We start from the raw sequence: 26512 nt of genomic DNA, 5'->3' as shown, positions 1-26512 counted from the left end.
TATGGACAGGTATTGAGGCCGAAGGACACAACGCGGCAGCTAATACCAGAATCGACGCTGCTTCGTCTTCAGGATGACAACTACTTTTCACACCTCATTGTGTGAACTCTCGGGAGCGGAGCGGTTACTGGGGTCTATTTCAAGTTGGCCAAGGGATACTTCATGAAAAAAGTGTTGATTTTAATGCTCGCGACTCTGATCGCTGGATGCTCTACGTCAGGAACATCCATTTTGATCGGTGAAGGTGGTGCGCTTCCACCCACAGACCCAAGCTCGATCTCATTGCTCTTGGGGCCACCGCAGAAGAAGCACACGGTCGTTGCCCTGGTTGAGGGTGTCGCGGCAACAGACGATTACTTCACGAAAGCAAAGACTGAAGCCGCTGCGATTACGGCCATGAAGGAAGAAGCCGCAAGGATTGGCGCAAACGCCATTGTGCTAACCGGTAAGGGCACTCAGCCTTATGGCCAGGTAACGGTTGGGAACAGTACTGGCTCGGCGTACGGTTCCGCAACGGCTACTGGCTTCAACACCAACTCTTATGCAACAACTGTCAGCTCTGCTATGGGCTGGGAAAAGATTACCTTTAGCGGCACAGCAATCCGATACACGGATGAGTCTGAGTAGACTGCTTTTCGCACTTCGTGCGCAAAACGCACCGGCCTCCGGTTATCAAAGGCGTTAGGGGATTTCATGAGAAAGCTGCTGGCTGTTTTCACAATTGTGCTTTGTGGGTGTTCAGGCTCGAACTCGGACTGGACCGCCTTCGTATACCCCGATGTAGAAAGCATTCCTGGCCCCGACCAAGTCCAGAATTACACCATAGGAAACTACAGTTCCTTTGAGGAATGTCAGGTTGCAGCCATTGATCGCTTGCGAAGAAATGATGCACAAAGCGGGAAGAGCGGTGATTACATGTGTGGCTATGAATGCAGCCACAGAGAAAACCCAGGTGGGTTACTGGTTTGCGAAGAAAAGCGCAAATGATCCTCCCCCTAACAACTCGTTAAAGGCGGACGCGCGCCGCGCCGCCTGCCTGAATGTCTGCAACGGGTTGAAGACGGTCGCTTGTGAGTGGCTGCTTTTGGCCCAGAGTGTGTAAAAACGCTTCGTCAAAATCGAGGTGTGCGTGTCTACGTTAAATCTGAAATTTGTCGGCACGTCAGAGATGTGGATTTCGCGTAGAAGCGCGATTTTCAGTCCGGTTTTGAGTACCTGCCGCGCTCAAAAACGTTTTTACACAGCCTCGGCCGATTTCTGCCCGTCACAAAGGGCTGCAGTCCAACGCAGCCGCTCGCCTAGGTGTACTTTCGGTACTTCCTGAACAGTGAGCCAACGTCGTCATCAGCCTATTCAAATCCCCCCCTGGCTGTTGAGGGAAGCCATTGCTCGCTGCTCTGAAATCGGCATAAGCACAGGATTTGTGTCCTCGACATGGATGTAGACAAACCAGCGATCCGGCGGGCAGTGAAGAATCCTGTGGGCATCGAACAGCCTTTTCCCGACTTTGCCACGGGCCCCTAACATTGTGTGATCCTGTCGGATTTCCACATTTTCAATACCGTGCTGCGCCATGGCTTTGCGAAACGCTTCGTCGATTTGTTTTTTGTTGCTGCGCTGATAGGTCACATGCGTGTGGTACATCACATAGCAAAAAAGTACGCTGAACGTCATCAACATCAGTTCGAGGCTAAACCTGCTCCAGAAAGAATCGCCCATGCCAGATAGTCCTGAGATAGTCCTTGGGTTGTACTGTCTGTAAACGTTTACCTACCATCCCTGCGTATGTTGATCAGACGTCCATTTATGTTATGCGGGAGCAGCTCGGCAATGTCATTTGCCTGCTGCGTCGGCAGACACCTGAGCACGTCCTTCAAAAAAGCATACGAACCATGCCCGTTGAGCCGTGCTGACGGGATTCGACTCAGCATAGCAGCGGCTCGCTGGCCGTTGCTTAGCGACGTTTACTTCTGCTCGAAAGCAGCTTTGGATCGAACGTCCGCTGCTGGCCGTTTTCTGCCTGTGGTGACCGGCTGAAACCGACCCATAGCGGTCATCAGTAAGCGTCGTCCTGTAGTAGACGGTATCCCGCAGGCAGCGACTGTAATTGATCAGTGCGCATTTTCCAGGCGCGGTTGATCGGGCTCTCAGGCTTTAATGCAAGGCGCTCGGCAACCAGTGCCTCGGCAAGTGCGCGGTTGCCAAGGCGAATAGCTGCTTCGGTCAGCGTCCATGAGAAGACATCACGCTGCGCGTGACTACCGCCGAAGCGGTTAGCTTTGGCGCGTAGAGGCATCAACGAAGCTATAGCTTGGGCGTAATCCCCACGACCAAACGCCACCAACCCTTCGCACGCTGGCACACCAATCTCTCTACTCATCATGGCTTTGGTACCACTGCCAGCAGCGGCCCGCCTCAGGGCATCCAACTGCTGAGCTTGTGCGCGACTGTTTCCAGTACCCACGAATGACATCATCGCGTTCACGTCGTTAAAGGCGTAGAAGCCGTCTTCACAACGGGACTCCCATTTTTTGGCCAGTCCTTTCCACCGGTCTCCAACGTCATGACCGAGCAGGGAGAGTCTCCAGAGCAGCGCTGATCCATCAAGTAGCTCAAGCGCTTGACCAAATCCACCAGCTGAAATGTCCTCATCAAAGAGACGAAGCGCGCCAGCCACGTCATTTGCCTCAAGGAGGAATAGCGCTTTGTGCCACCACAAGTGGAAGGCAAACATGCTATTGGGAGCCCAGGCATTGGCGCTGGATGAAAGGTACTTAGCCCCCTCTTCGCTACGGCCCTGCATTTCCATGACATGAGTGACGGCATGCACTGCCCAGCCATCCTGCGGGTTCAAGGCAACAGCCTCGCGACCCTGCTCTTCGGCCTGCCGGTAATCACCTGCCTCTTCCAGGCCAAAGGCATACATCCCTTTCACAAAGCCAAAGCCGGGAACGTCGTTATCCCAGCGCGACATCACACGAGCCACGCGATCACGTAGCATGTGCGAGTAACCTAGATAGAAGTCGCCCAAATGGGCGTATTGCAGTGCCAGCAGATCGCGGGGGTGCTCGATCGAAACACGCCCCCAGATTTCGATTGCCCGCTCCCAGTCGCCGTCGAACCAAGCGCGTACTGCATGGATATGCTGCCGCTCGCGATCATTCGCTTTCGGTGCCAACTGCTCTGCCACGTCCAAGCTCTTGAACAGCTCTGAGTCAAACGCTTTGTCGGTCGCAGTCGCAATCGCGCCAGCACGAAAGGCGTAGGCCAGCGCAAAATCCGGGTGCTCCGCGATAATTTTGTCAGCCGCAGCCAGAGGATCGGCCTGGTAGGCATGCAGCAAGTCGCAAGCTCTATCCAGAGCATCGATTGCCTCCTGCGAGCCATAGGAAACAGGATTGCCACGCTTGTCGCGTTTGCTCATGGTTTCCTCCTGACCACGCCCTGAGGGCATAAATGATCGAGATGTGAAGATCGCTCTCGATTGTCTCCCCGAATTTGGCTCAGAGACACTTTTCCGACGAAACGTGAATGGCTGCTTCTGGCCGATTGTAGCCCTTCGTGACCGGCAGAAATCGGCCAGAAGCAGACACTCACACAGTCGAGCGATCAACCAGTAACGCTACAACCCTTTCTCCAAAGATATTTTTTCAATCAGCTGCATCCAGATAATTCTCCCGCGGGTAGTACAGGCAGTAGCCATTGCTGCTGAACTGATTACTTTCTGGAGAGATTTGCATGAACGCTAAACGATTTCTGTGCATTTTCAGTAGTACGCTTGCAACTACCTGCTTGTTGGCCACAGTGCCAGATGCCTATGCGCAAACAGATCTGCCCGACAGTATCAAGGTCCCGGACGGTCATAAGATCGCGCTGGAGACCGTGGGGACGGGCGAAATCACGTATGAGTGCCGCGAAAAGGCTAACTCCGCTGGCCAGACTGAATGGACTTTCGTCGGCCCCAAAGCGGTACTTAATGATCGCAACGGCCAACAGGTCGGCACTTACTTCGGACCGCCTGCTACCTGGCAAGCTAAAGACGGCTCTAAAATCACCGGGACACAACTGGCAGTTGCCCCCTCAGGTACCGGCGACCTCCCCTATCAGTTAGTCAAGGCCAACCCAGCTGAAGGTAAAGGCGCGATGAACGGTGTCAGTTATATCCAGCGGGTGGCCATTAAAGGCGGTGTAGCGCCTATGACCGACTGCTCCGCCGCTAACAAAGGTAAACGGGAGATCGTGAAATATCAGGCCGACTATATTTTTTGGGCAGCCAATTAAGCCAACGATCCAGAGCAGGTTGTTTGCGCGCAAGTCGTCTACGCTGCTTCGATGGAACTCCAGCCCTATGGCTGGAGTATTTACAACCTGCTGATGGCTGAAAACCTTGTCCTTGCCTGAGCCCTGTTTTGACTATGAAGCCTGCCTGATTGCTTGCACCCGAGGCGAGCAGCAGGCACTGCGAGACTTGTATGAGCAGGAAAGTGCTCGTCTTCTAGGGGTTGCCAAGCGCATCGCCCGTGATAACGCCCTGGCCGAAGACATCGTGCACGATGCCTTTATCAATATTTGGACCCGTGCCGCCAGTTTCGATCCAGCGAGAGGCTCTGCGCGGGGCTGGATTTTCAGCGTAACGCGGCACTTGGCGCTGAACTTCATGCGAGATAGCGCCAGGGAGGTACAGGTCAGCGAGCAACAGGAAACGGCACTGCACGCTTCCGCGTCACTGGAAGCATCACAAGAGAGTGTGGACACCTTCGATTATCAAGCCCGTTCAGGGCGGATCTATAGGTGCCTCGAACAACTGGAACCGGCGCGTCGCAATTGCATCCTGCATGCGTACGTCGACGGCTATTCGCATTCGGAAATTTCACAGAAACTGGGCGCACCGCTGGGGACCGTCAAAGCCTGGATCAAACGCGGTCTGGCAGCATTGCGGGAGTGCATGGGATGACCATAACCCCACATGATGACAGCCACGACAACGACAACACTGAAGAGGTGGCGAGTGAGTATGTGTTAGGCACATTGTCGGCAGAGCGTCGCATCGAAGTACAAAAGCGTCTTGCTCAGGATGCCGATTTTCGAGCAGTTGTGGATACATGGGAACAGCGTTTGCTTGCGTTGACCGAACTGGCTGAACCGCAATCACCTACGGCATCACTCTGGGGACGTATCGAGCGCAGCTTGAACAGCATTGACCGGCGAGCACCACGAGTGACGGCCACCGCGCAGCCAATCTCATGGTGGAACCTTCTTCCGCTATGGCGTGGGCTGGCGGGGACAGGTCTTGTTGCAACGTTGTTGCTCGGAACAATGCTACTGACACATACAACTCCAGTGAGTCCGACCACCTACCTGGTCGTTCTGGTGGCTCCGCAGAACCAGGCGCCCGGCTGGGTGATACAGGCGAGCAGCCCAAGAGAAATCCAACTGATACCATTGGGGGTCGCGCAAATCCCAACCGATAAAGCACTTGAATTCTGGACCAAAGCGGACGGCTGGCAAGGTCCAGTATCCCTTGGACTGGTCAAACCTGGGCAAACGCTTTCTGTCCCCTTGGATAGATTGCCGCCGCTGGAACCCAACCAACTCTTTGAGTTGACTCTGGAAAACCCCAATGGATCGCCGACTGGCAAACCCACAGGACCGATTCAGTTCATTGGACGGGCCGTTAAAGTGATCTGAGCGAGCGCTTTGGATGAAAAGGCCGCAGAGGCGGCCTTGTTCGCCCCTCACATCTCTACCTGAGAAACCAGTTCAATCACTCTGTTCAGTGGCAATTTGAAATACTTCAGGTTGCTGTTGCCGTTCTTCAGCAAAAGCGCGAAAGGACTCTCCCGCCAGCGCGGCATCCCAACGCACTTGATGGGGATCCGTGTGTGAGTTGCGGGCGAAGCAAGGAAGACATCGGAAAATGGAAACGCATGAAGCGGTCTGGAAAAATTGCCGCTGTGCAAAGGGCGAATGTGCGTTTTAAAGAACTGAAGAAAGTACATCAATAGTCACTTGCCCTGAATGACTGGTTTGGGTCGACTGCTGCCCTTCGTGACAGGTAGAAAACGGCCTGGACAAAAAACCCGTCGACATTGCCCCGGCAATCCTCAAAGACATCCGAGTGTTACAAACGATCAATGACGGCGAGACCGTCGATGGTGCCAAAAATGAACATGCGTTTATGAATCCTGAGCGCGTTTAGTCAGATGTTCGCTCGCAACGGTTTTTGTCACTTTGACCTGAGCGCCTGATATCCCGGATGCTAACTGCTGTAATGTACTTTAAGCGCAGATCGCAAGACACAATTGCTCGGGCAACAACTCCGAAGGCCATCCGCCCGAACAACTGAACGCTTCCAGGCACATAGTCCGGTTGTCTTCGTACCAGCAGACAAAGACGCCCCGCTGACTCAGGGAGGCATGATTGAATGTCCAGCACCGCTCCTTCACTTCATTTGCCCATCGCCCCTCTAGCGAACACTCAATGATCGAGTAAAAGCCAGCGTTGGTTTTCTCTCGCGCAATCACTCGAAACATTCGGTTATCACACCTGGCTGAGGCCGAGCCTATTTCCTCACCGGCAAACAGGTTAGAGAGCGCGAAAATCTCAATCTGGTCGAGGGGCATCTGAGTCAATTCATTTAGTCAGCGCGCATGGACTGCGCTGCAGAGTAACAGCCGACTTCAAGATTTATCTCCAAGATCGTAAGCCCGGGCGATCAGTTCGGCCACTTCATCACGGCGTACGGTCGAAGCCTTACTCGAGTCAGGTATCACCGTTGTGACACGACCTTGCGCAACCAAAACCTTGGCAGCTTCAACCCACTCTGCCCGGGTAACCGGTTTGCTCGCTTCGAACGCAGGTCCACTTTTCATCCAGCCATTGGAAACCACAATCCGGGCTTGATCAAACAATGGGGAATCCGCCGGCAGATCCGTGAAGCCAGCGCGTTTGTCGACCTTCATCTCACCGGCCAACGTCATCTGCAACGTGTTGGCTAACTCGCCTCGGGTAATGGCACGCGCCGGCTCAAAGGCATTTGCTTCGTTACAGGTCATCAGCCCGCGGAAAACTACTGCCCGCACCGCATCGGATGCCTGATTGGCCGGGATGTCGGCGGGTACGTTTTTTTGCGCAGGTCTCAATCTCGCATCAACCGGCGTGACATCCAGACTCACGCCCTGTGCGGTGTAGTTGGTCAATGAGTCATAAGTCTTGCTGTGTGCAACAAAACCTGGGGCCTTGGTGAAATCAAACCGGTACCCGTAATGGTATCCATTGGCAGGATTGTATCGAGTCATCAACCCCGATTGACGGGTAGCTGTATTGTCCGCCAGACCATACAGCACCGCCCGGCGCATCGCCGCCACTGCCGATAGGTCTGTAATCAGTTGGTTACCCACCAGATACTCATCGCCCGGCTTGATGACCTCCTTGCCTTCAGCCGGTAAGACTGCATTTGTCGAAAGGTTGTAATGATCGCCGTTGCCCAGCATCGCGAGCTGCACGTTATGCAGTTCAGTGCCGTAGACGCCGAACCGCTTGGTCGCATGGCTGGCATCCATCACCGTCAAATAACCCTCGCCAATGACCTCGATCTGACCGTCAGGCTTCACCCACATGGCGGTGTTGGTATCCAACCCGAAGCCCTTGCCGCGTGGGCCGCCGACCAGATAACTGGCCATGCGCGCGGTTCGCCCGGTACTGGTTTCTTCGAGCTGATCCAGGTGCTGATCGATTATCCCGGCCTTGAACAGGCCAGAGCCCTTGAGCAATGCCGCACCACGCTGCCCGGCAGACTTCGCTACACCGAAGTCCAGCGTGTCCATGACAACCCCGTAAGCCGTCGGCATATTTGCGCCGAGAATACTCGCCCCCGCGCTCGTGCCACCAATGACTCCGCCCCGCTCATACACTTTGCGCACGGCTTGCATCGCCAGCGAATCACTGCCATCAGCGTTAAACAACGCTTTGGCAATTCGCGCTTGATCGCCACCCACAAACCACACGGCACTTGCCTCAGTGATCGGCCTGACGGCTTCGGGATCATTCATTGTTTGTGCGTAATTTTTGCTGTCGATCGACGCAATCGTGACGTGAGAAGCCGGCACACCCAACGCCACCAGCTCGGCTTGAAAGCGCTTACTTGAACCCAGGCTTCCACTCGCAGTGGGGAAAATCACAATCCTCGCCGCACCAGACCCGCCCGCCAGATCCACGAATTTGTGATACACGGGCAAATTGCTGGCCCTCAGCATGCCCCCCACCGCCAGTAAATGGCCATCCGCGAGCACCGACGTCGCTGAAGAAGCGATAGCCAACGCGACCAACACCCTGCCCTTTCTCACTTTGCTCATCCGCATTTGCTCTTTTTGTGGGGAGAACATCACTGGCTTCACAGCCGATCCTTACAGCGCCGATCTGAAAATTTTTCTTTCAGACTTATGGCGGATGAAAGCTTATACACCGCATATTTTGGCTGATCAAGGGCTTTGATCAGAGCTTAAAAAACCGATTTCAGGCCACAAAATCTAATTTAATCGTTTTATTTCAACGTCTTATAAAATTTACAAGATCAGTTTTTTGCCACACAGAATGATTTTATTATTTTCCTATTTTACATTTCATGAAAATAATCGTTTCATTGCCGTCATGGTGGCTCCCGATTCAAGTCAAGCGCCATACGTGCTCGTCGACCAGTTCTACTTACCCTGATACCCGCTATAAGGAGTCGTACAATGAAAACAATCACACTTCTCGGCGCTGTGGCGTTGACCGCCATGAGCGCGTTCGCGATGGCAGAAGAACAGACGCTGCGCATCGGTATCGAAGCAGCCTATCCACCCTTTGCGTCCAAGACAGCAGACGGCGCGATCTCCGGTTTCGATTACGACATCGGCAATGCGCTGTGCGAAAAAATGGCGGTCAAATGTGTATGGACTGAGCAGCAGTTCGACGGATTGATTCCGTCCCTCAAGGTACGCAAGATCGACGCAATCCTGTCCTCCATGTCGATTACCCCCGATCGGCTTAAATCGGTCGATTTCAGCAAAAAGTACTATCACACCCCCGGCAAGCTGGCGATGAAGGCCGGTACCGTTATCGACGACCCGCTGATAGACCTGAAAGGCAAGCGGGTGGGCGTTCAGCGAGCGTCTACCTACGATCGCTATGCCAGTGACAAATTCGCCGCAGCGGGTATTGAAGTCGTGCGCTACGGCTCTCAGGGTGAAGCGTTCCTGGACCTGGCATCCGGACGCCTGGACGCCACCCTTGCAGACATCGTCAACATCGATGAAGGTTTCATCAAAACCGATGCAGGCAAGGGTTTCGCATTGGTAGGCCCGGACTTCACCGATAACAAATACTTCGGTAACGGCGCGGGTATTGCGGTACGCAAAGGCGATTCCGCGACCGCTGAAAAACTGAACGCCGCCATCGACGCCGTTCGCGCAGACGGTACCTATCAGAAGATTCAGAACAAGTACTTCAGCTACGACATCTACGGCGGCTGATCACTTGCGCAGGAGTCGTGTTTTAGCGACTCCTGCCTGCCTTTTTCAGGAACTCTCCATGCAACACATTGAGCACTTGCTACCCTGGGGCAGCCCGGGTATCGAACGACGTCTGTCGGTTTTTCGTTTTGGTAGCGGCCCTCGCAAAGCCTACATTCAGGCGTCGCTGCACGCGGATGAATTACCGGGCATGCGCGTAGCGGTCGAGCTGAAAAAGCGCTTGCGCGAGTTGGAGCAAGAGGGTCGGCTGAACGCAACGATTGAACTGGTTCCAGTGGCCAATCCCATCGGGTTGTCACAGATGTTTCAAGCCACTCATCAGGGGCGATTCGACTTTGCCAGCGGCAAAAATTTCAATCGGGATTTCCCGTCACTCGGGGAACCGGTGGCTGCTCGGGTTACCGGGCGCCTGAGCGGACAGGCCAAGGATAATGTGGCGGTCATTCGAGCAGCCATGCACGAAGCGCTAAACGAACTGCCTCAAGCGACCTCAGCGCTTGAAGGGTTGCAACGCCTTTTGTTGACTCACGCCTGTGATGCCGATGTGGTACTTGATCTGCATTGCGATTTCGAGTCAATTCTTCTGCTTTATAGCCTGCCGCAGCTTTGGGACTCACTTGAGTCATTGGCAAACCGACTCGGCGCCGGCGCGGCTTTACTGGCCGAAGCGGCCGGCGGCGATTCCTTTGACGAAGCATGCTCCACTCCTTGGCTCCAGTTGGCCAGGCAATTTCCAGACGCATCCATTCCGATGGCTTGCATGGCGACGACCATAGAACTGGGCGGTATGGCGGACACCGGTCACGTCGCTGCCCAAGCCCATGCAGAAGCCATTCTGGCGTACCTGGGCGACCTGAAGATGATCAGCGGCGAATGGCCAAAAGTCCCCCCCTCCTATTGTGAAGCCACGCCATTTGCAGGGGCGCAGTATGCTTATGCCCCACACGCCGGGGTCGTTTCATTCCTGGAACCGTTGGGTGCACGAGTAAACAAAGGGGACGCGCTCTTTGAAGTCTTCGATCCAATCACTGACCGTCATACACGGGTTTGCGCTACCACCAACGGCGTGCTTTATGCCCGTGAGCGCCTGCGATTTGCCCAACCCGGCCTGTGGCTAGCCAAGGTCACAGGCAGCGACCCCATTCGTCATGGCCGACTCTTGACCGATTGAGGCGGCACTCCCGTGATTTCGCTCGCTTCAGATACACTGGGGCAACTGATCGATAGGCCGACCCAACTTATGCTTCAACCTCCTCGCAATGCCACCGTTTATACAGCGCCCATCATGCGCAACCTCGCCGAGGCTGCACCGGATTTGCAACCGTCACTGCGCAAGGTGGCTGACTTCATCCTGCGTCATCCACTGAAGGCCGCGACCCTGACCATCGAAGAGCTGGCCCAAGAGTCTATGACTTCGCCGGCAGCAGTCAATCGGCTTGCTCGGGCGATAGGTCTGAAGGGCTACACGCAATTGAAAGTAGAGCTGGTCGCTACGTTGCAAGACATGGTTTCGCCCGTCGACAAGTTGCGCAATGAGATGGCCCACCGGCCCTTGGGGGAATTCGGTTTGACCGAGCAACTTCAAATCGCAACCAGCAACCTGAGCACGACCAACACCAACAATTCCTCAGAAGTGTTCGAAGCCTTTGTCAGTGCACTCATCCAGGCGCGTAAAATCTACATCCTTGGTTTTGGAAACAGTGCCTACATGGCAGGACTTGCCGCTTCCAACCTGATTCCCTTCATTGCCGATGCGCAGGCAATCAGTATGGAAGGTGGCAACGAGAACGCAGCCTATCGATTGGCATCCATCACGCCCGCCGACGTCCTTCTGGCGATCTCGCTGCCCCGTTACTCCCAAGACACACTGCAATTAGCGAGATTTGCCAAAGAACGGGGAGCCTCGGTGCTAGCCATCACCGACTCGCCAGCATCGCCTTTGGCCAACATCGCGCATCACGCACTGTTTGCTGCGGCGAACCATCCAGTACTCATCAGCTCAAACTCGGCTGTTTTGGCGTTGATCGAGGGTTTGGTTGCCGCCGTCATGACGCGAAATAAGGAAGCAGTCAGACTCTCTGCCGAGCTAACTGAAAGCGTGCTGTCCTACCTGCATGTTTCTGCGAATAGCAAGCCAAGCTCGAAGAGAAAGCCGCTCAGCCGTTAACACCTGTGAGAAATGGCCGTCGCGGCACAGTTGACGCTCAGCAATGTAACTTCAGTGGCGAAAGCTCGGCGAGTGAATTGGTCGCGATAGCGATGACAGTTAGGATCAGGTCGTTTGTGCGCAATTGCATGGACTTTACCACTCATTTGCATTGATGTTGACCAACCGTTTGCGTTCGACTTGACCAGAGCAAACAGTAGTGACATCCGGCAAAGAACGACACTCTTCAGCCCTTCGCGACAGGCAAAAATCGGCCAGGAACAATCGTTCGGTAGTTGGAGGGGTAAAGGGGGCGGATTTATTTACCTAGGCAGCGGAAAATAAATCCGTCCCCTTTTTGCTACGGAATTTCTAAGATTACGCCGCAGCCAAAGTCACCGGCACCGTCTTGCTCAAGAATTCCGGGCTTACTTCGTTAATTCGAACGCACATGACGCGAACTGATTCCTTTACCGGTGCTGGAGCGCTACGGAGTTGGCGGACTAGCTCCTGTCGGCTCGCATCGCCATTCATCAAGCGCATGAGAATGATGGATGCCCAACGTGGCGACGAAGTAAAAAGCGCTGGAAATACCGACAGCAGTGCCGACACATATGACGCATACGGAGCTACATCGAGTGATTCAGCCGCGTGAACAAGCGTAAACATCCCTTCATCATATTCAGCCTTGTCGGAAAGCATTGAGAGCAAATCTGCTGCTAAGTTCTTACCGCCTTCGGCCAGCATGGCGTCGACACGCGCGTCGATTACCGAGGGGCGTGCGCCCTCCGTTTCAATCTCGCGACGCAGTGCTTGAAGTTCGCTATCGTATTTTGCGTTCATCGTCTTCACTTCGCAAAAATGGTGGGGTAGTTAGTCTTATTCATCTGTATCAAGTCTTGCAGGGCAGCTCGGATTTCAGTAAGAGCTTCGTTGGCGCATGGAAATCCTGGCGATTAAGGGTGATCGCGTCCGCTTAAAAAACGCGGACACCATCGCCCTTAATGCTGGCGTTCGGAAGATGACTTGGCCGGACGCTTACTCATTGGTTATTGCTCCATCCACCGGTTGCTTTTGGCCGTTTTCTGCCTTTGGTGACCGGCAGAAATCGACCAAAATCCGTCATTCGTGAGCCGCAACTTTCGCCCCCCCCCAAATTGACGTTCTGGTCCGAGCATAAAATCGAACTTCAACCGAAAACCACGCTTTGAATAATCCGCCCTTCTAAACCGCTTCCACATCATCGTTCGGCAACGAAGCAAACATTTCAGCGCGGCACACTTCAAGGATCTCATCCGCCAGCGCGGAATCATCCGGGCAGGCTCGCGACAAAATAATCGCGCCGACAGCACGTGACAGCAGGTCGATCATTTTCTTTCTCCCCTCACCCTCCGCGGCATCCGGCCCCGTTGGATATTTTTCCCCCAGCGTTTGCAGGGTGTATTCGATCCCTTCGGCAAAGGTCGTTTTCAAATCATCCGATTGACGCGCCGCGTCGCCACACAACGCGGCCATGGTGCAACCGCTGTCGCGTCCGTCCCGGTGTTCCCTCGTCACATAGACGTCGATGAAGCCGGGAACGTCGAGCGCTTTGGCACCTGCCAGCGATTTGGCAAGACTGCAGGCCGAGGCTTCGGCCATCAGGGCGGCCTTCGAACCGAAATGCTTGTAGAAACCTCCGTGGGTGAAACCGGCAGCCGCCATGAGATCCGACACACCCACGCCGTCAAAGCCACGCTCACGGAACAGCCTGGATGCCGTCTCGACGATGTGTTCTCGATTGGCCTGCGCCTGGGCCTTGGTCACTCTCACGTGCAATACCTCATGTTCACTGGGAAATCATGCGGCCAAGCATACATAGATGCTGATCATAATCAAAGCCGTTGACAGTTTAGATTAAGATCATCATCCTAATTGCACACACCACCGATCTCCATCAACGGGCACGGAAGAAATACCAGATGACCGATCAGAATCTGTTCACCCCTTACACGCTTGGCGCCCTCACGCTGTCGAACCGCATCGTCCTGGCGCCGCTGACACGTAACCGCGCCGGTCAAGGCTTTGTCCCCAGCGAGTTCGCGGCCACTTATTACAGCCAACGTGCCAGCGCAGGCTTGCTGATCAGCGAAGCCACGCAGATTTCCCGGCAAGGCCAGGGCTATCAGGACACCCCCGGGATCTACACACAGGCGCAGATTGACGGCTGGCGCACAGTGACCGATGCCGTCCATGCCAAGGGCGGAAAAATCTTTCTGCAGCTGTGGCATGTCGGCCGCGTGTCGCACGTTGATCTGCAAGAAAACGGCGCCGCACCCGTGGCCCCTTCTGCGCTGCGCGCCGCCACCAAAGTATTCGTCAACAACCGCTTTGAAGACGCTTCCGAGCCGTGCGCGCTGGACATCAGTGAGCTGTCAGGGATCGTCTCCGATTTCCGCCACGCCGCGGCAAACGCTGTCGCTGCCGGATTCGACGGTGTGGAGATTCACGGTGCAAACGGCTATTTGCTGGATCAATTCCTCAAGGACAGCGCCAATGTGCGCACTGATGCTTACGGCGGTTCGATTGAAAATCGAGCGCGTCTGTTGCTCGAAGTGACGGCGGCGGTCGTCAATGAGATCGGCGCGGATCGCACTGGTGTGCGCTTGTCTCCGGTATCGCCGGCCAATGGCGTATCCAGCAGTGATCCGCAGGCGCAATTCGATTACGTCGTGGAGCAACTCGACGCCCTCGGCGTGGTTTATCTGCACGTCGTCGAAGGCGCGACCGGTGGCCCGCGTGACGTGGCGCCATTCGATTTCGGCGCCCTGCGCAAGCGCTTCAAAAACACCTACATCGCCAACAACGGCTACGACCTGGACCTGGCGACTTCAAGGCTCGCCGAAGACCTGGCCGATCTGATCGCATTCGGTCGCCCGTTCATTGGCAATCCGGATCTGGTAGAGCGCCTCAAAAGCGGCGCGCCGTTGTCCGCTCTCAATCCCGCCACGCTCTATGGCGGCGGTGCAGAGGGCTACATCGACTACCCGACATTGGCTGAATCGAGCGCCCCCGCAAGCTGAGTCATCAGTGATCACGCTTTCTGTTTAACACATCCTCAAAGAGAGATAACCCATGAGCACTCGTCCCGCTGTTCTCATCACCGGCGCCTCCACCGGCATTGGCGCCGTCTACGCCGAGCGCTTCGCGCAACGCGGCCACGATCTGGTATTGGTCGCCCGAGACCAGGCACGTCTGGACGCACTTGCAACCCGATTGCGCAACGCACACGGCGTCACCATCGAGGTGATTGCGGCGGACCTGACCCAACTCGGCGATCTGACAACCGTTGAAAGCCGCCTGCGCGACGACGCCCGTATCGGCATCCTCGTCAATAACGCCGGCGCCGCGCTGTCCGGTCACTTTATCGACCAAAGCACCGACAGCGTCGCGCAACTGGTTGCCCTCAACACCACAGCGCTGGTGCGCCTGGCCAGCGCCATCGCCCCACGCCTGGCCAAGGCAGGCGAAGGCGCGATCATCAACATCGGTTCGGTGGTGGGTCTTGCTCCGGAGTTCGGCATGTCGGTCTACGGTGCGACCAAGGCATTTGTGCTGTTCCTTTCCCAGGGCCTGAGCCTGGAACTTTCGCCTCAGGGCGTCTACGTGCAGGCCGTGCTGCCGGCAGCCACCCGCACGGAGATCTGGGATCGTTCCGGCGTCGACATCAACACCTTGAACGAAATCATGGAAGTGGACGATCTGGTGGATGCCGCACTCGTCGGTTTCGATCGTCGTGAACCGGTGACGATCCCGCCGCTGCACGAAGCTGAACGCTGGGATGACCTGCAGAGCGCACGTCAGGGCTTGCTGGGGCAAATCCGCCAGGCTGCGGTTGCCCAGCGCTACCAATCCCAACAGTGATCTTTTGGTAGCGAGCGTTCGCGCCGGATTCGATGCAGGCGCGCCAGACACTGCATCGAGTCAGGCTCGCTGTCCGGAGTAGAAATGAATCCAACGAAGACAAATACCCCCTCGGGTTCGCAGACGTCGTTCATCAACGCGGCGAACCAGTCGATCACGGTCAACGGCATTCCCTTCGCCTACCGCGACACCGGCCCCACAACCGGTGTGCCTCTCGTACTGTTCAACCATTGGGGCGCGGTGCTGGACAATTTCGACCCCGCGATCATCGATGGCCTGGCACAAACCAGGCGCGTCATTACCACCGACTATCGCGGTATCGGTGGCTCAGGTGGAACCGCACCACTGACAGTCGGCGAAATGGCTGACGATGCCATCCAACTGATGCAGGCACTGGGCTTCGAAACCGTTGATTTGCTCGGTTTTTCGCTCGGCGGTTTCGTCGCTCAGGACATCGCCCTGAAGGCGCCTGAACTGGTTCGCCGTTTGATTCTGACCGGCACCGGGCCGGCCGGCGGCACCGGTATCGACAAGGTCGGCGCAGTCACGTGGCCATTGATGCTCAAAGGCTTACTGACCTTTCGCGATCCCAGGTTCTACCTGTTCTTTACTTCGACGCCCAACGGCCGTCGATCCGCCTCGCAGTATTTGCAACGCTTGAAAGCGCGCAAGAAAAATCGCGATAAAGGCCCGACGCCCTGCGCTTTCCTGCGGCAGTTGAAAGCCATCACCGCGTGGGGCAATCAGGCGCCGCAAGACCTCGGGCGCTTGCAGGCGCCGACGCTGATAGTCAACGGCGACAACGACATCATGGTGCCCAGTGTTAACTCGCTGGCGCTGGCCAACCGCGTCCCCAACGCACAGTTGGTTATTTATGAAGATGCCGGGCACGGCGGAATTTTCCAGAACTACGCTGACTTCGTGGCCAAGGCACTGGCATTCCTCGATGCCTGACAACGCGGCACATCAACACCGAAAACGTACCGCCCACCCTCCCTCCAACCGACAAGAGCCGCACCACGATGAAGGCATTTCTAATTGATCGCTATGGCAAGAACAACGGGCGCATTGGCGAAGTGCCCGTCCCTGAAGTCGGCGCCCACGACGTCTTGATCGAGGTACACGCCAGCAGCGTCAACGTGCTGGATTCGAAGATCAGCAAAGGCGAATTCAAACTGATCCTGCCCTATGCATTTCCGCTGGTGCTGGGCAATGACCTGGCCGGCGTAGTGGTTCGGATTGGAGCACAGGTGACGGGGTTCAAGCCGGGAGACGAGGTCTACGCTCGCCCGCCTGAAGCACGGATCGGAACGTTCGCCGAATTGATCGCTGTGGACGAAAACGCGGTCGCACACAAACCCGCCAATACCACCATGGCACAAGCCGCGTCCCTCCCCTTGGTTGCACTGACCGCCTGGCAAGTGCTGGTCGAAACCGCCCAACTGAAAAAGGGCCAGAAAATACTGATCCACGCCGGCTCCGGCGGCGTCGGCACGCTCGCCATCCAGCTCGCCAAACACCTCGGCGCTTTTGTCGCGACCACCACCAGCACCGCGAATGTCGAATGGGTGAAGGCACTCGGGGCCGATGCAGTGATCGACTACACACAGCAGAACTTCGAGAGTGTCCTGTACGACTATGACGTGGTGTTGAACAGCCTCGGCGCCGATGTACTGGAGAAGTCACTCAAGGTCCTCAAGCCCGGCGGCCAGCTCATTTCCATCTCAGGTCCACCCACTGCACAGTTCGCGCAGGAACAAAGGTTGTCCTGGCCATTGCAGCAAGTCATGCGCCTGCTGAGCCTTGGCATTCGTCGCAAAGCGCGCAAGCAGGATGTCAGCTATGCGTTCGTGTTCATGCGGGCCAATGGCGCTCAACTGCAACAAATCACCGCGCTCGTTGAGGACGCAATCATCAAACCTGTGGTTGATCGCTCCTTCACCTTTGAATCAACGGCAGAGGCGTTGAAGTACGTCGAGCAGGGACGCGCCAAGGGCAAGGTCGTTGTTACGCTCAAATGACGACGCCACAGATCGATGAGCTAACCGCAGGGGCTGAGCAATTTTCACTGCCTCAGCAGTCATCATCCGGGGTGACCTCGCCAGAGTCGCGAAAACAGCAAGGGCCGCAACCGGACGTTGTGTTCATTGAACCGCCAGTGATCGTTTGGCGCAGTTTGATGCTTGAGCAGCAGGAAACCGGTTGCATGAAGGGGGCGCGAGCAAGGCTGGCTCCAACTATCGCTAACGCCGACTCACTATCCGAGGGCGGCAGAATCGGGTGACGCTTCCAGCCAAAAGCAGTCGTTCGTCAGCTGAATCAAGGATGCTTGTCCATCAAGTGACCACGCGCCTCTAAGACCTCACACAAAAAGACCAGCGCTCGACGAAAAACAGGGTGGCAATCTTCATAAGGTAAACGGTCGAGCGAAGCCCAGAAAAACTCGAAGAGGTGGCCATGGTCATCGAGCGTCTGGTGTGACCATTGTTCAGGTAGTGGTCCACCCGCGTGGCAAAGTTGAAACGACCAGATCTGACCGTGATGACCGGACTCCCAACATCCTAGATCGTCTTCGATTGCGGCGGTGCTTATACCCGATTCTTCCGCCAGTTCACGCAGGGCTGCTTGACCCGGTGCTTCTCCCTTTTCAATGGTTCCCTTCACCAGTTGCACCCCAGCCTGAGGATGACGGAACAAAAGGATTCTGGGGAGCCGCGCGTAAGAAAGCACTACTGAGCAGGCCTTGTCGGGAAGCATGGCGATTTCCTTATCGGTAATGAAGCTCAGCATCATACGCTTTCAGCTATTGCGCAACGGGTGCGGGATTGCATCGTGATTGTCAGCCTGGGTCGCAAGCAGCCCGTACGTCAACGCAAGTTCCAAGGCCGGTAACAAGGGGTATAACTATCAGAACAAAAGGCGGGTCACCCGGGCCAGGCGCCCCAAGCCTGATCGGCGCCTGCGGCGCGGAGCGATGTGATGAGTTCCAGTGAATGGCGATGGGCTCGCAAGAGCCTTCTTGGCTGCATCGAGCTGACCTTGCTGGTCGCTCCACTGTGCGCCAGCGCCATGTACAAGTGCCAGGCCAGGGACGGAGCCATCAGCTACAGCAGCCAAGCCATCGCCAGCGCCCGCTGCACTCGCCTCAATGGCATGGCGGGCGCTGGTGTCGGCGCCAAGGCAATGGCCCAGCCACGGCTTGTGCGGGACGACAGCTCGGGCGCGGTGCGGGTTCGGGTGTTCACCTTCATCCACAGGGGTGTTCGTCAATATGTGAGCCGGCGCCCCGTCGGGATTTCCGCACGGGTCGATGTCATTGATCTCTATTACATCAAGGGCTGCTATCTGTGCAGGGCGCCGAAGGATTTCAAGGTCGCCTCACTGCGCCTGGACACCCAATCCTATCGGCGGGAGATCGAAGCCGCTTCGGGTCTTTATGGTGTCGACCGGGCGCTGGTCCGCGCAGTGATACATGCCGAATCGGCGTTTCGCCCCTACGCCATTTCCGAAGCCGGCGCCCAGGGACTGATGCAGTTGATGCCCGCCACCGCCGAGCGTTTCGCCGTGGACGATCCGTTCGACGCACGACAGAACATTCGTGGCGGTGTGCGCTACCTGGCCTGGCTGCTCAAGCGCTTCAACGGCAACCAGGTGCTGGCGTTGGCAGGTTACAACGCCGGCGAAGCGTCCGTGGTCGAGTACAACGGGGTGCCTCCCTACGCCGAGACGCAATCCTACGTCACCCTCGTGCAGTCCTTGACCGAACGCTATCGCAACCATCGCTAGTGCCCTGGGGCGCATAACCCGGTATATCCCTTTACTCCACCCGACTGACGGGCATCCTGCCCTTACCCGCCTGTTCAGTTTCGCAGTATCCAAGCCCTTGCGACGCCTCGGCACCTGACACCTCCAACGTCATCTCGTCCGTTTTTTTGCCAAGGACGTGATGAGTACGCAAAAGAAAATGCGACAGCGCCGGGATCAATATCAATGCACCCAACATGTTCCACAGGAACATGAAGGTCAGCAGCATGCCCATGTCGGCCTGGAACTTGATCGGCGACCAGACCCAGCACACCACGCCGGCGGCGAGGGTGATGCCCACCAGGCCGACCACCCGGCCGGTAAAGGAAACGGCGTTGCGGTAGGCGTGGGACAGCGGCAAGCCCTGGCGCTGGTATTGCAACTGGACGCTGAGTAAATACAGCGCGTAATCCACGCCGATGCCGACACCGAGGGCGATCACTGGCAGGGTCGCAACTTTCACGCCGATGCCCATGGCCACCATCAAGGCTTCACAGAGGATCGAAGTCAGCACCAGCGGCAACAGCGCCACCAGCGTGGCTCGCCAACTACGGAAGGTGATCAGGCAGAACAGCGTCACCGCCGCGTAGACGTACAGCAGCATGGTGCGATTGGCCTCGCGCACCACGATGTTGGTCGCCGCTTCGATACCGGCGCTGCCGGCGGCGAGCAGGAACTGGCGATCCTCGGTGCTGTTTTCTTTGGCGAATTTGTCGGCGATGGCGACCACCGCATCGAGGGTTTCGGCCTTGTGATCCTTGAGGAAAGCGATCACCGGCATCAGCGAGCACTCGGTGTTGAACAGCTCCGGGGAGTTGACCGAGGCTTGCTGCGCGGCGTAGTTGAGCACGTCCTGGTTGCGCTGGATGCTGTTGAGCTTGGGGTTGCCTTCGTAGGTGCCCGCGGTGATCTGCCGTACTGCGTTGACCAAGGACGCGGTGGCCTGCACGCCCGGATACTGTTGCAGCTCCCAGGCCAGGCGGTCGGCGAGCACCAGGGTCTTGTAGTTCAGGCAGCCTTCCGGCGCGGTCTTGATCATCACCGCGAACAGGTCGCTGGACAGTGCGTAATGCTGGGTGATGTAGGCGTTGTCGCGGTTGTAGCGCGAGTCGGCGCGCAACTCCGGGGCGCCGCTTTCCAGGTCACCGATCTTCAGGTTGAGGCTGACCACATAGCCGCCAATGCCCATCAGCACCGCGACCAGCACGGCACCGGTGGCCCACTTGGCGGTGGTGAAGCGGTCGAGCGCGTCCCACAACCGGCCGAAGCCTTTGTGCTTTTCGGCACGGGTGTCGATTTTCAGCGCGCGCTCGGCGGCCTTGGCGCCAACTCCGATATAGGACAGCGCCACCGGCATCAGCAACAGCGAGGTGAAGATCAGCACGGCGACGCCGATGCTGGCGGTGATCGCCAGGTCCTGGATCACCGGAATGTCGATCAGCATCAGCACCGCAAAGCCCACGGCATCGGCCAGCAATGCGGTGACGCCGGCAATGAACAGGCGGCGGAAGGTGTAGCGCGCAGCGATCAGCTTGTGGGTGCCACGGGCGATGTCCTGCATGATGCCGTTCATCTTCTGCGCGGCGTGGGACACGCCGATGGCGAAGATCAAAAACGGCACCAGCACCGAGTACGGATCGATGGCGTAACCGAGCCAGGCGACGATGCCCAGTTGCCAGACCACCGCGACCAGCGAGCAGCCAACCACCAGCAAGGTGCTGCGCACGCAACGGGTGTAGGCGTAGATGATGGCCAATGAAGTGACGACGGCCAGACCGAAGAACATCATCACCTGAATCAGGCCATCGATCAGGTCGCCCATGAGTTTGGCGAAGCCGATCACCCGCACCTTGTAATGGCCGGTGCCTTCTACCCCGGATTTACGCGCAGCGCTGTCGCCGGCGTATTCGATCTTGTCGCGCAACTGCTCTTCGAGCATCTGCGAGAACGCGTGATAGTTGATGCCGTTCCCCGTGGCCGAAGCCTTGTCCAGCAATGGCACGATCAACATGGTCGACTTGAAATCGCTGGCCACCAGGCTGCCGACGATGCCGGCGCGGTTGATGTTCTGGCGCAGCTGCTCGATATCGGAGGGCGAGCCCTGATAACTGTCGGGCATTACCGGGCCACCCTGAAAGCCCTCTTCGGTGACCTCGGTCCAGCGCACGGCCGGGGTCCAGAGCGATTTCATCCAGGCGCGGTCGACGCCTTCGGTGAGGAACAGCTCATCGTTGACCTGCTTGAGCACGTTCAGGTATTCGGGGTCGAAAATGTCGCCCTGGGTGTTCTCCACCACCACGCGCACCGAATTGCCCAGGCCGCGCAACGAGTGGCGGTTCTCGAGGAAATTCTGAATGTACGGCTGGCTCTGCGGGATCATTTTTTCGAAGCCTGGGCGCAACTCCAGACGGGTCGCCGCCATGTAGCCCAGCACCAGGGTGGCCAGGGTCATGAGCACGATGAACAGCGGACGATAGTTGAACACCAGCCGTTCCAGCAGGTTGCCGGAGCGCCGATCAAAGTCGCGCAGGTCGCGGATCACCGGCATGTTGTCTTGCTTGGTAGGGGCCATGTCTGAGTACTCGCTCTATGTTCTGGCTCTTATTCTTTGAGAAGCGCACGTGCGCCACGCGCACCCACCACGACCAGCGAACCATCGACGGCCAGGGTGGCACCGGCGACCGGTGACGGGTGCTGTTGCGGCATCAAGTGCAATTGGGCGTTGTCACGCTGATCGGCGAGCATGTGCCCCGCCTGGGTGAACAGGCGATAGTGACCCTGGGCATCAATCGCGGCGGCAGTGACGCTGACCTGCAGGCCAGTGTCGAACGGCGTCCAGCTCGACCCGCCATCGGTACTGCGCAACGCGTTGCCACGCAGGCCGTAGACGACGACTTCCCCAGGCTTGCCGACGACGCCGAAAAAACTGCCCTGATAGGGCGTGGCCAGGGCGGCGAAACGCTGCTGCGCCGCCTCCCATTTCAGCAGCAGACCCTGCTCGCCGGCGATGTAAAGCGCATCACCGGTCGAGGCGATGGCATTAAAGTGAAAGTTCTGCGGGTTGTCGGTACGGTCCTGGAACGGCGTCCAGCTCTGGCCGCCATCCTCGGTACGCAGGATCAGGTTGAACACGCCGACCACGTAGCCGACCTTGTCGTCGGCAAACCAGACGTCGAGCAGCGGCTTGTCGGCGCCCTCCTCGACCAGCCGTTGACCATCAGCGACCAACAGCGGCCACTGCTCATTGGCCGGCTCGGCAGTGGCCAGCGTCGTGTAATGCCTGACCAGCAACGCGCCGATCTGTCGACCGTCCAGTTGCTTGTTCCAGGTCACGCCGGCGTCGCTGCTGTGCAGGATCACGCCATCGTTGCCGACGGCCCAGCCCTGCTGCGGCGAAGCAAAATACACCGCACTCAAGTCACTGCTGACCGGTACACTCGCCTGCTGCCATTGCCGGCCGCAATCGTCGGAATAAAGAATGTGCCCGCGCTGCCCGACCGCCACCAGCCGTTGCCCGGCATTGGCAACATCCAGCAACGGGCTGCGCACGGCCAATGCACTGGCCCTGGCGGGCAAGTCCAGCACATCGACGTAATCGGCCGCCTGGGTGATGCCCTGCGACAGGCCGAGCACAACGCCTAACGCCATACGCAAAATATTATTTTTATACGAACACATGCTGCGTCCTCCTCGGAAAACCGCGTCGTGCAGGTCATGTGGGAGCGAGCCTGCTCGCGATGGACGTTAACGATGACGCGTGCTTTCTGGATGCCCGCGTCGCCCTCTGGTCCATCGCGAGCCAGCTCGCTCCTACAGTGGATCGTGCGAGCGCTTGCTTGCGGTTGGCTTAGCGAACACCGTTACCGGCCAGCGCATCCGGCGACCACTGCGCCTTGGAGAGCGGCGCGATGTACTTGATGCCGCCGTAGGCGCCCGACAGGCCGTTGATGTTGTAGGTACCGCCGACCAGGTCGTAGATCACGTGTGGCGTGGTGTTGGGCGTGGTCACGTCATAGCTTTGCGAGAGGAAGCTGAATGAACCGCGATAGAGCTGGCCACGGGCGTCGTACTGATCGGAAGCCAGAGCGACCCAGCTGTCCTCATCCAGATAGAAGCGGCGCTTGGCGTAGACGTGACGGGCACCGTCCTTGAGCGTGCCTTCCACCACCCACACCCGATGTTTTTCCCAGCGCACGAATTGCGGCGCCAGGTGGTTCGGCGTGGTCAAGGCTTTCGGGTCCTTGATGTAGCTCAGCGCGTAGGTGTTGTACGGCACGATCATTTCCTGCTTGCCCACCAGTTTCCAGTCATAGCGATCCAGCGCACCGTTGAACACATAGACGTCGTCGTAAGTACCGGAACCTGCGGTCCCCGGGTTCGGCGTGTCGTAGGCCAGGGTCGGTGCCAGTTTCACCCGGCGCTGCCCCGGCAGGTACTGCCAGGCACGACGGGCCTGGGCCAGCGGGTTGGCGGCGTCCTTGAGCATGATCGCCTCACCGGCACGGCGCGCCGGGCCGGTGTAGAACAGACGGGTCTGGAAGTAGGTGTCCTTGCCATCGATGACCTTGCTCGGGTCTTCGAAAATCGGGAACGAGTTGACGATTTCGCCGCTGGTGGCGAGGTTTTGCGCGCCCGAGGCGTCGACGTTCCACGAATCGTACTTGGTGGAGTAAGCCACGCCCTGATAGCGCAACAGGTGGTTCCACATGGCTTCGGCACCTGACTGCGGAATCGGGAACGGCACGCCAGGCAGCACGTTTTCGATCGCGTTGCCGCCTTCCAGCGACTTGGCACCGGTGGCGTTTTTCAGAGTGTTGTCCAGCACGCTTTGCGGCAGCGCGACGCTGCGGTGGGTCGGGTAGACCTCGACGCGGAAGCTTGGAAAACGCGTGGCCAGTTCGACGGTGACGGCGGTCAGCTGGTTTTTGTACTGCGCGACGTTCTTGCCGTCGATCACCAGCAAGGGTTTCTCGCTGGCGTAAGGATCCGGGCGGAAGGTATCACCGGCCTTGAAGCCAGCCGGCGGGCTGGTCAACCCGCCGTTGTAGGCCGGAATGGAACCGTCGGCATTGCCCGCCTTCTCGGCCCCGACGGCGGTCAGGTTGCTGCCCAGTTTGGCGGCATCGGCGGCGGGTACGGCGGCCTGGACCAGACCGGCGAAGGCCAGCGCAACCGAGGTGGTCAACAGAGTGTGCATGCATTTCATTGTGTCGTTCTCCTGACTGGGTTTTAAGCAATCGCGAATCAGAAAGTTGTCTTGAAGGTGGCCGTCACCATGCCGCGATCCTTGAGCTGGGCCGGAGTACCGCCGAAGGCGGTGGTTTGTCCTGGAGTGCAGTTGTACTGTCCGTTCACACCCGGTGCGGAGCCGTCGCCCTGACTGCCTGCACTGCCCGGCGAGCTGCAGGTATCGAATGGACCGAAGTTGTCCACGTATTTCAGGTCGAAGCGGTATTGGTTGCGAATGTCGAAGCCGACGCCGACCGAGTAGCTGCCGGAGTCTTCGTTGCCGCCCAACTGCACGGCGGAGTTGCCATTGAGGCCGACGTTGTAGGTCATCGGCATGTACATATCGACGCCGGGGAACACCTGGAACCAGGTCGGGTTGAAGTTGACGCCGACGATGTAGTTGTCGCGGGTGACCTTGTCGGTGCCGTGATACCAGTCTTCGCCCTTGAACAGCTGCTTGTTGTCGGTCACTTTCAGCCAGCGGCTGTAGCCGAGCTCGACCAGCAACGAGGAACTGTCCCACAGCGGCGTGTCGCCGAAAGTCGTCAGGCCGTTAAGCACAGCGTGCATGGTATTGCCGCGCGCCACGCCGTTTTCTCCGTTGAAGCTGCCGATGAAGCCTGGTACTCCGGCGGCGGCCGCCGCTGCATTGACGGTGCCCGGCACACTGGCCAGCGGCATGTTTTCGCGGTAGTTCAGGTCGAATCCGACGCTGACATCGCCAACGCTTTTCGACAGGCTCAGGCCATAGATATCGATGTCATCGACGTAGAACTGGTTGTAGCTGCCAATGTTGCCGGAGATCAGCTGCGCCGGGCCGACAGCGGTCGGTTGCAGCACCAGGTTGGGCAGGATGTCGGACGTCTTGCGGTAGTAGACACCGAGCGTGCCGTCCAGCCATTGTGGGCTCCACTTGGCCATCAGGCCGAAGTCGCCGTGCTTGTCCGGGGTAAAGGTATGGCCATTGCTCAGGCGCAGGAACTGGTTCGCTCCCAAGGGTCCGGGCGTACCGAAACGCGGGTTCAAGCCACCGATAAGCGACAGGTTGTGCCCGCCGTTCTGAATGCCGTCGTTGAAGCCCAGATAGGTCCCGGATTCCGGCAGTCGTGAAGCGTCCCAATCGAGGAAATACTGCGCACCCAGCGTCAGCTCCGGGTTGACCGTGAAGCTCATCGACAGCTGGTTGCGCGGGATGAACAATTCCTTGGCTTCGGTACCTGGCACCGTAAGCGCCTTGGTGATGTCCAGGCCGGACTGGCCGTAGCTGTTGCCATGGGCAAAGGCCAGGACACTCTCGCCCCAGTACTGGGTGTGCTTGCCGAGCTTGGCGCTGAGGATCGACTCGTCACCGATTTCCGCACTGCCGAAAACGAAGGCATCGAGGATTTCCGCCGACGGCCCGTTGTAATAGCGATCGACATAGCCGCTGACATGGCGCGAGTCCGGGCGACCATTGTTCAACTGGTTGGTCGCCGCGTTGTCACTGCCGACATTGTCGTAGGCATGGTCGTACCAGCTGTTGGTGCTGACGCGAAAACCCATCTTCTTCTGGTAGGCCACATCCAGTTCCGAGAGCACGTCCAGGCGCTGGGACACCGCACTGCCCGAAGAGAAGTTACGGTTACCGTCGTTGTTGTTCCATGACCGGGCCAACTTACTGTTGGGACTTTCCACCCGCTGGGCATAGTTGAACTTGAAGGTGTTGTCGAAACGTACCGTCCAGTCTTCATTTCCGGTATCGAGTTCAAAGGCATGAGCCGCCGGCACTGCCGCGATAAATAGCGCAGAGGCCAGCAGTGTTGGCTCCCACACACCCACACCGAGTTTTTTGTTGATCCGCATACGTTGGCTCCGATCTTTTCTTGTTGTTGTTTTATGTTCATGAAAAAACATCTGGCCACCCGATTCGGGCGCGACA

22 protein-coding genes and 3 pseudogenes are annotated in these 26512 nt (G+C 57.6%); 13 read left to right on the top strand and 12 right to left on the bottom strand.

Annotated elements, in window-relative coordinates:
- The first annotated feature begins 162 nt into the window (after window positions 1–162).
- Window positions 163–627, top strand: coding sequence for a hypothetical protein (locus KSS91_RS11830; RefSeq protein ID WP_217838045.1), 465 nt, complete (start codon window positions 163–165; stop codon window positions 625–627).
- A 726-nt stretch (window positions 628–1353) separates the two neighbouring features.
- On the opposite strand, the gene KSS91_RS11825 is transcribed toward KSS91_RS11830, so the two are convergent.
- The 3 genes and pseudogenes from KSS91_RS11825 to KSS91_RS11815 all read right to left on the bottom strand — a co-directional run bounded on the left by KSS91_RS11825 (window position 1354) and on the right by KSS91_RS11815 (window position 3424).
- Window positions 1354–1719 carry a hypothetical protein gene (locus KSS91_RS11825; RefSeq protein WP_217838044.1) on the bottom strand — a complete coding sequence of 122 codons (366 nt, stop codon included), beginning with the start codon at window positions 1717–1719 and terminating at the stop codon, window positions 1354–1356.
- 47 nt (window positions 1720–1766) lie between these two features.
- A pseudogene (locus KSS91_RS11820) lies at window positions 1767–1961 on the bottom strand (transposase domain-containing protein); the annotation flags it as partial.
- A 95-nt stretch (window positions 1962–2056) separates the two neighbouring features.
- Window positions 2057–3424, bottom strand: a complete 1368-nt coding sequence (locus tag KSS91_RS11815) for a tetratricopeptide repeat protein (RefSeq protein ID WP_217838043.1) — start codon at window positions 3422–3424, stop codon at window positions 2057–2059.
- A gap of 314 nt (window positions 3425–3738) precedes the next feature.
- On the opposite strand from KSS91_RS11815, the gene KSS91_RS11810 reads away from it, so the two are divergent.
- The 3 genes from KSS91_RS11810 (at window position 3739) to KSS91_RS11800 (ending at window position 5688) form a co-directional block, all read left to right on the top strand.
- The gene (locus KSS91_RS11810; RefSeq protein ID WP_217838042.1) at window positions 3739–4281 is read left to right on the top strand and encodes a DUF3455 domain-containing protein; all 543 of its coding nucleotides are present in this window, start codon (window positions 3739–3741) and stop codon (window positions 4279–4281) included.
- Between the two features lie 106 nt (window positions 4282–4387).
- A complete protein-coding gene (locus tag KSS91_RS11805) occupies window positions 4388–4954 on the top strand; it encodes a sigma-70 family RNA polymerase sigma factor (protein ID WP_437179743.1) in 567 nt (188 codons plus the stop codon).
- Entirely contained in the window at window positions 4951–5688 is a 738-nt protein-coding gene (locus KSS91_RS11800) for an anti-sigma factor (protein WP_217838040.1), read from the top strand. The genes KSS91_RS11805 and KSS91_RS11800 overlap by 4 nt, the downstream gene beginning before the upstream one ends.
- A gap of 47 nt (window positions 5689–5735) precedes the next feature.
- Here KSS91_RS11800 and KSS91_RS28740 read toward each other — a convergent pair.
- Window positions 5736–5882 (bottom strand): annotated as a pseudogene (locus KSS91_RS28740) (KUP/HAK/KT family potassium transporter); the annotation flags it as partial.
- Between KSS91_RS28740 and KSS91_RS11795 the strand changes: the two are divergent.
- Window positions 5865–6005 (top strand): annotated as a pseudogene (locus KSS91_RS11795) (DUF1289 domain-containing protein); the annotation flags it as partial. The pseudogenes KSS91_RS28740 and KSS91_RS11795 sit on opposite strands and share 18 nt — an antisense overlap.
- Before the next feature lie 675 nt (window positions 6006–6680).
- On the opposite strand, the gene KSS91_RS11790 reads toward KSS91_RS11795, so the two are convergent.
- Complete coding sequence (locus tag KSS91_RS11790) at window positions 6681–8396, bottom strand: cyanophycinase (protein ID WP_225923742.1); 1716 nt, start codon at window positions 8394–8396, stop codon at window positions 6681–6683.
- Between the two features lie 339 nt (window positions 8397–8735).
- Here KSS91_RS11790 and KSS91_RS11785 point away from each other — a divergent pair, with 339 nt between their 5' ends.
- The 3 genes from KSS91_RS11785 to KSS91_RS11775 all read left to right on the top strand — a co-directional run bounded on the left by KSS91_RS11785 (window position 8736) and on the right by KSS91_RS11775 (window position 11679).
- Complete coding sequence (locus KSS91_RS11785; RefSeq protein ID WP_217838039.1) at window positions 8736–9512, top strand: ABC transporter substrate-binding protein; 777 nt, start codon at window positions 8736–8738, stop codon at window positions 9510–9512.
- A 58-nt stretch (window positions 9513–9570) separates the two neighbouring features.
- On the top strand, window positions 9571–10683 hold the full coding sequence (locus KSS91_RS11780) for a succinylglutamate desuccinylase/aspartoacylase family protein (protein WP_217838038.1): 1113 nt from the start codon (window positions 9571–9573) through the stop codon (window positions 10681–10683).
- A 69-nt stretch (window positions 10684–10752) separates the two neighbouring features.
- Window positions 10753–11679, top strand: a complete 927-nt coding sequence (locus KSS91_RS11775; RefSeq protein WP_217838391.1) for a MurR/RpiR family transcriptional regulator — start codon at window positions 10753–10755, stop codon at window positions 11677–11679.
- 357 nt (window positions 11680–12036) lie between these two features.
- Here KSS91_RS11775 and KSS91_RS11770 read toward each other — a convergent pair whose 3' ends face one another.
- Both KSS91_RS11770 and KSS91_RS11765 read right to left on the bottom strand, forming a co-directional pair.
- Entirely contained in the window at window positions 12037–12501 is a 465-nt protein-coding gene (locus KSS91_RS11770) for an Imm30 family immunity protein (RefSeq protein ID WP_217838037.1), read from the bottom strand.
- A gap of 381 nt (window positions 12502–12882) precedes the next feature.
- On the bottom strand, window positions 12883–13470 hold the full coding sequence (locus KSS91_RS11765) for a TetR/AcrR family transcriptional regulator (protein ID WP_217838036.1): 588 nt from the start codon (window positions 13468–13470) through the stop codon (window positions 12883–12885).
- A gap of 149 nt (window positions 13471–13619) precedes the next feature.
- Here KSS91_RS11765 and KSS91_RS11760 point away from each other — a divergent pair, with 149 nt between their 5' ends.
- The 4 genes from KSS91_RS11760 to KSS91_RS11745 all read left to right on the top strand — a co-directional run bounded on the left by KSS91_RS11760 (window position 13620) and on the right by KSS91_RS11745 (window position 17582).
- Window positions 13620–14720 (top strand): alkene reductase, encoded by a 1101-nt coding sequence (locus KSS91_RS11760; RefSeq protein ID WP_217838035.1) that lies wholly within the window; start codon window positions 13620–13622, stop codon window positions 14718–14720.
- Window positions 14721–14772: 52 nt separating this feature from the next.
- A complete protein-coding gene (locus KSS91_RS11755; RefSeq protein WP_126045454.1) occupies window positions 14773–15561 on the top strand; it encodes an SDR family NAD(P)-dependent oxidoreductase in 789 nt (262 codons plus the stop codon).
- Window positions 15562–15645: 84 nt separating this feature from the next.
- The gene (locus KSS91_RS11750; RefSeq protein WP_217838034.1) at window positions 15646–16515 is read left to right on the top strand and encodes an alpha/beta fold hydrolase; all 870 of its coding nucleotides are present in this window, start codon (window positions 15646–15648) and stop codon (window positions 16513–16515) included.
- 68 nt (window positions 16516–16583) lie between these two features.
- On the top strand, window positions 16584–17582 hold the full coding sequence (locus KSS91_RS11745; protein ID WP_217838033.1) for an NADP-dependent oxidoreductase: 999 nt from the start codon (window positions 16584–16586) through the stop codon (window positions 17580–17582).
- Window positions 17583–17880: 298 nt separating this feature from the next.
- Here KSS91_RS11745 and KSS91_RS11740 read toward each other — a convergent pair whose 3' ends face one another.
- The gene (locus tag KSS91_RS11740) at window positions 17881–18318 is read right to left on the bottom strand and encodes an NUDIX hydrolase (RefSeq protein WP_217838390.1); all 438 of its coding nucleotides are present in this window, start codon (window positions 18316–18318) and stop codon (window positions 17881–17883) included.
- Between the two features lie 222 nt (window positions 18319–18540).
- Here KSS91_RS11740 and KSS91_RS11735 point away from each other — a divergent pair, with 222 nt between their 5' ends.
- Entirely contained in the window at window positions 18541–19347 is an 807-nt protein-coding gene (locus KSS91_RS11735; protein WP_217838032.1) for a lytic transglycosylase domain-containing protein, read from the top strand.
- A gap of 31 nt (window positions 19348–19378) precedes the next feature.
- Here KSS91_RS11735 and KSS91_RS11730 read toward each other — a convergent pair whose 3' ends face one another.
- From KSS91_RS11730 to KSS91_RS11715, 4 genes are all read right to left on the bottom strand, one after another.
- Window positions 19379–21937 (bottom strand): efflux RND transporter permease subunit, encoded by a 2559-nt coding sequence (locus tag KSS91_RS11730; protein WP_217838031.1) that lies wholly within the window; start codon window positions 21935–21937, stop codon window positions 19379–19381.
- A gap of 29 nt (window positions 21938–21966) precedes the next feature.
- Window positions 21967–23043 carry a WD40/YVTN/BNR-like repeat-containing protein gene (locus KSS91_RS11725; protein ID WP_217838030.1) on the bottom strand — a complete coding sequence of 359 codons (1077 nt, stop codon included), beginning with the start codon at window positions 23041–23043 and terminating at the stop codon, window positions 21967–21969.
- A gap of 169 nt (window positions 23044–23212) precedes the next feature.
- Window positions 23213–24571 (bottom strand): DUF1329 domain-containing protein, encoded by a 1359-nt coding sequence (locus KSS91_RS11720; protein ID WP_217838029.1) that lies wholly within the window; start codon window positions 24569–24571, stop codon window positions 23213–23215.
- A 38-nt stretch (window positions 24572–24609) separates the two neighbouring features.
- Complete coding sequence (locus tag KSS91_RS11715; protein WP_217838028.1) at window positions 24610–26436, bottom strand: DUF1302 domain-containing protein; 1827 nt, start codon at window positions 26434–26436, stop codon at window positions 24610–24612.
- Window positions 26437–26512: the final 76 nt, after the last annotated feature.

Origin of the sequence: Pseudomonas azerbaijanorientalis, from assembly GCF_019139795.1 — a bacterium.
Classification (GTDB): domain Bacteria; phylum Pseudomonadota; class Gammaproteobacteria; order Pseudomonadales; family Pseudomonadaceae; genus Aquipseudomonas; species Aquipseudomonas laurylsulfatiphila.
Note: the sequence above shows the minus strand (reverse complement) of the source record. Positions and strands in the feature narration are given on the sequence as shown.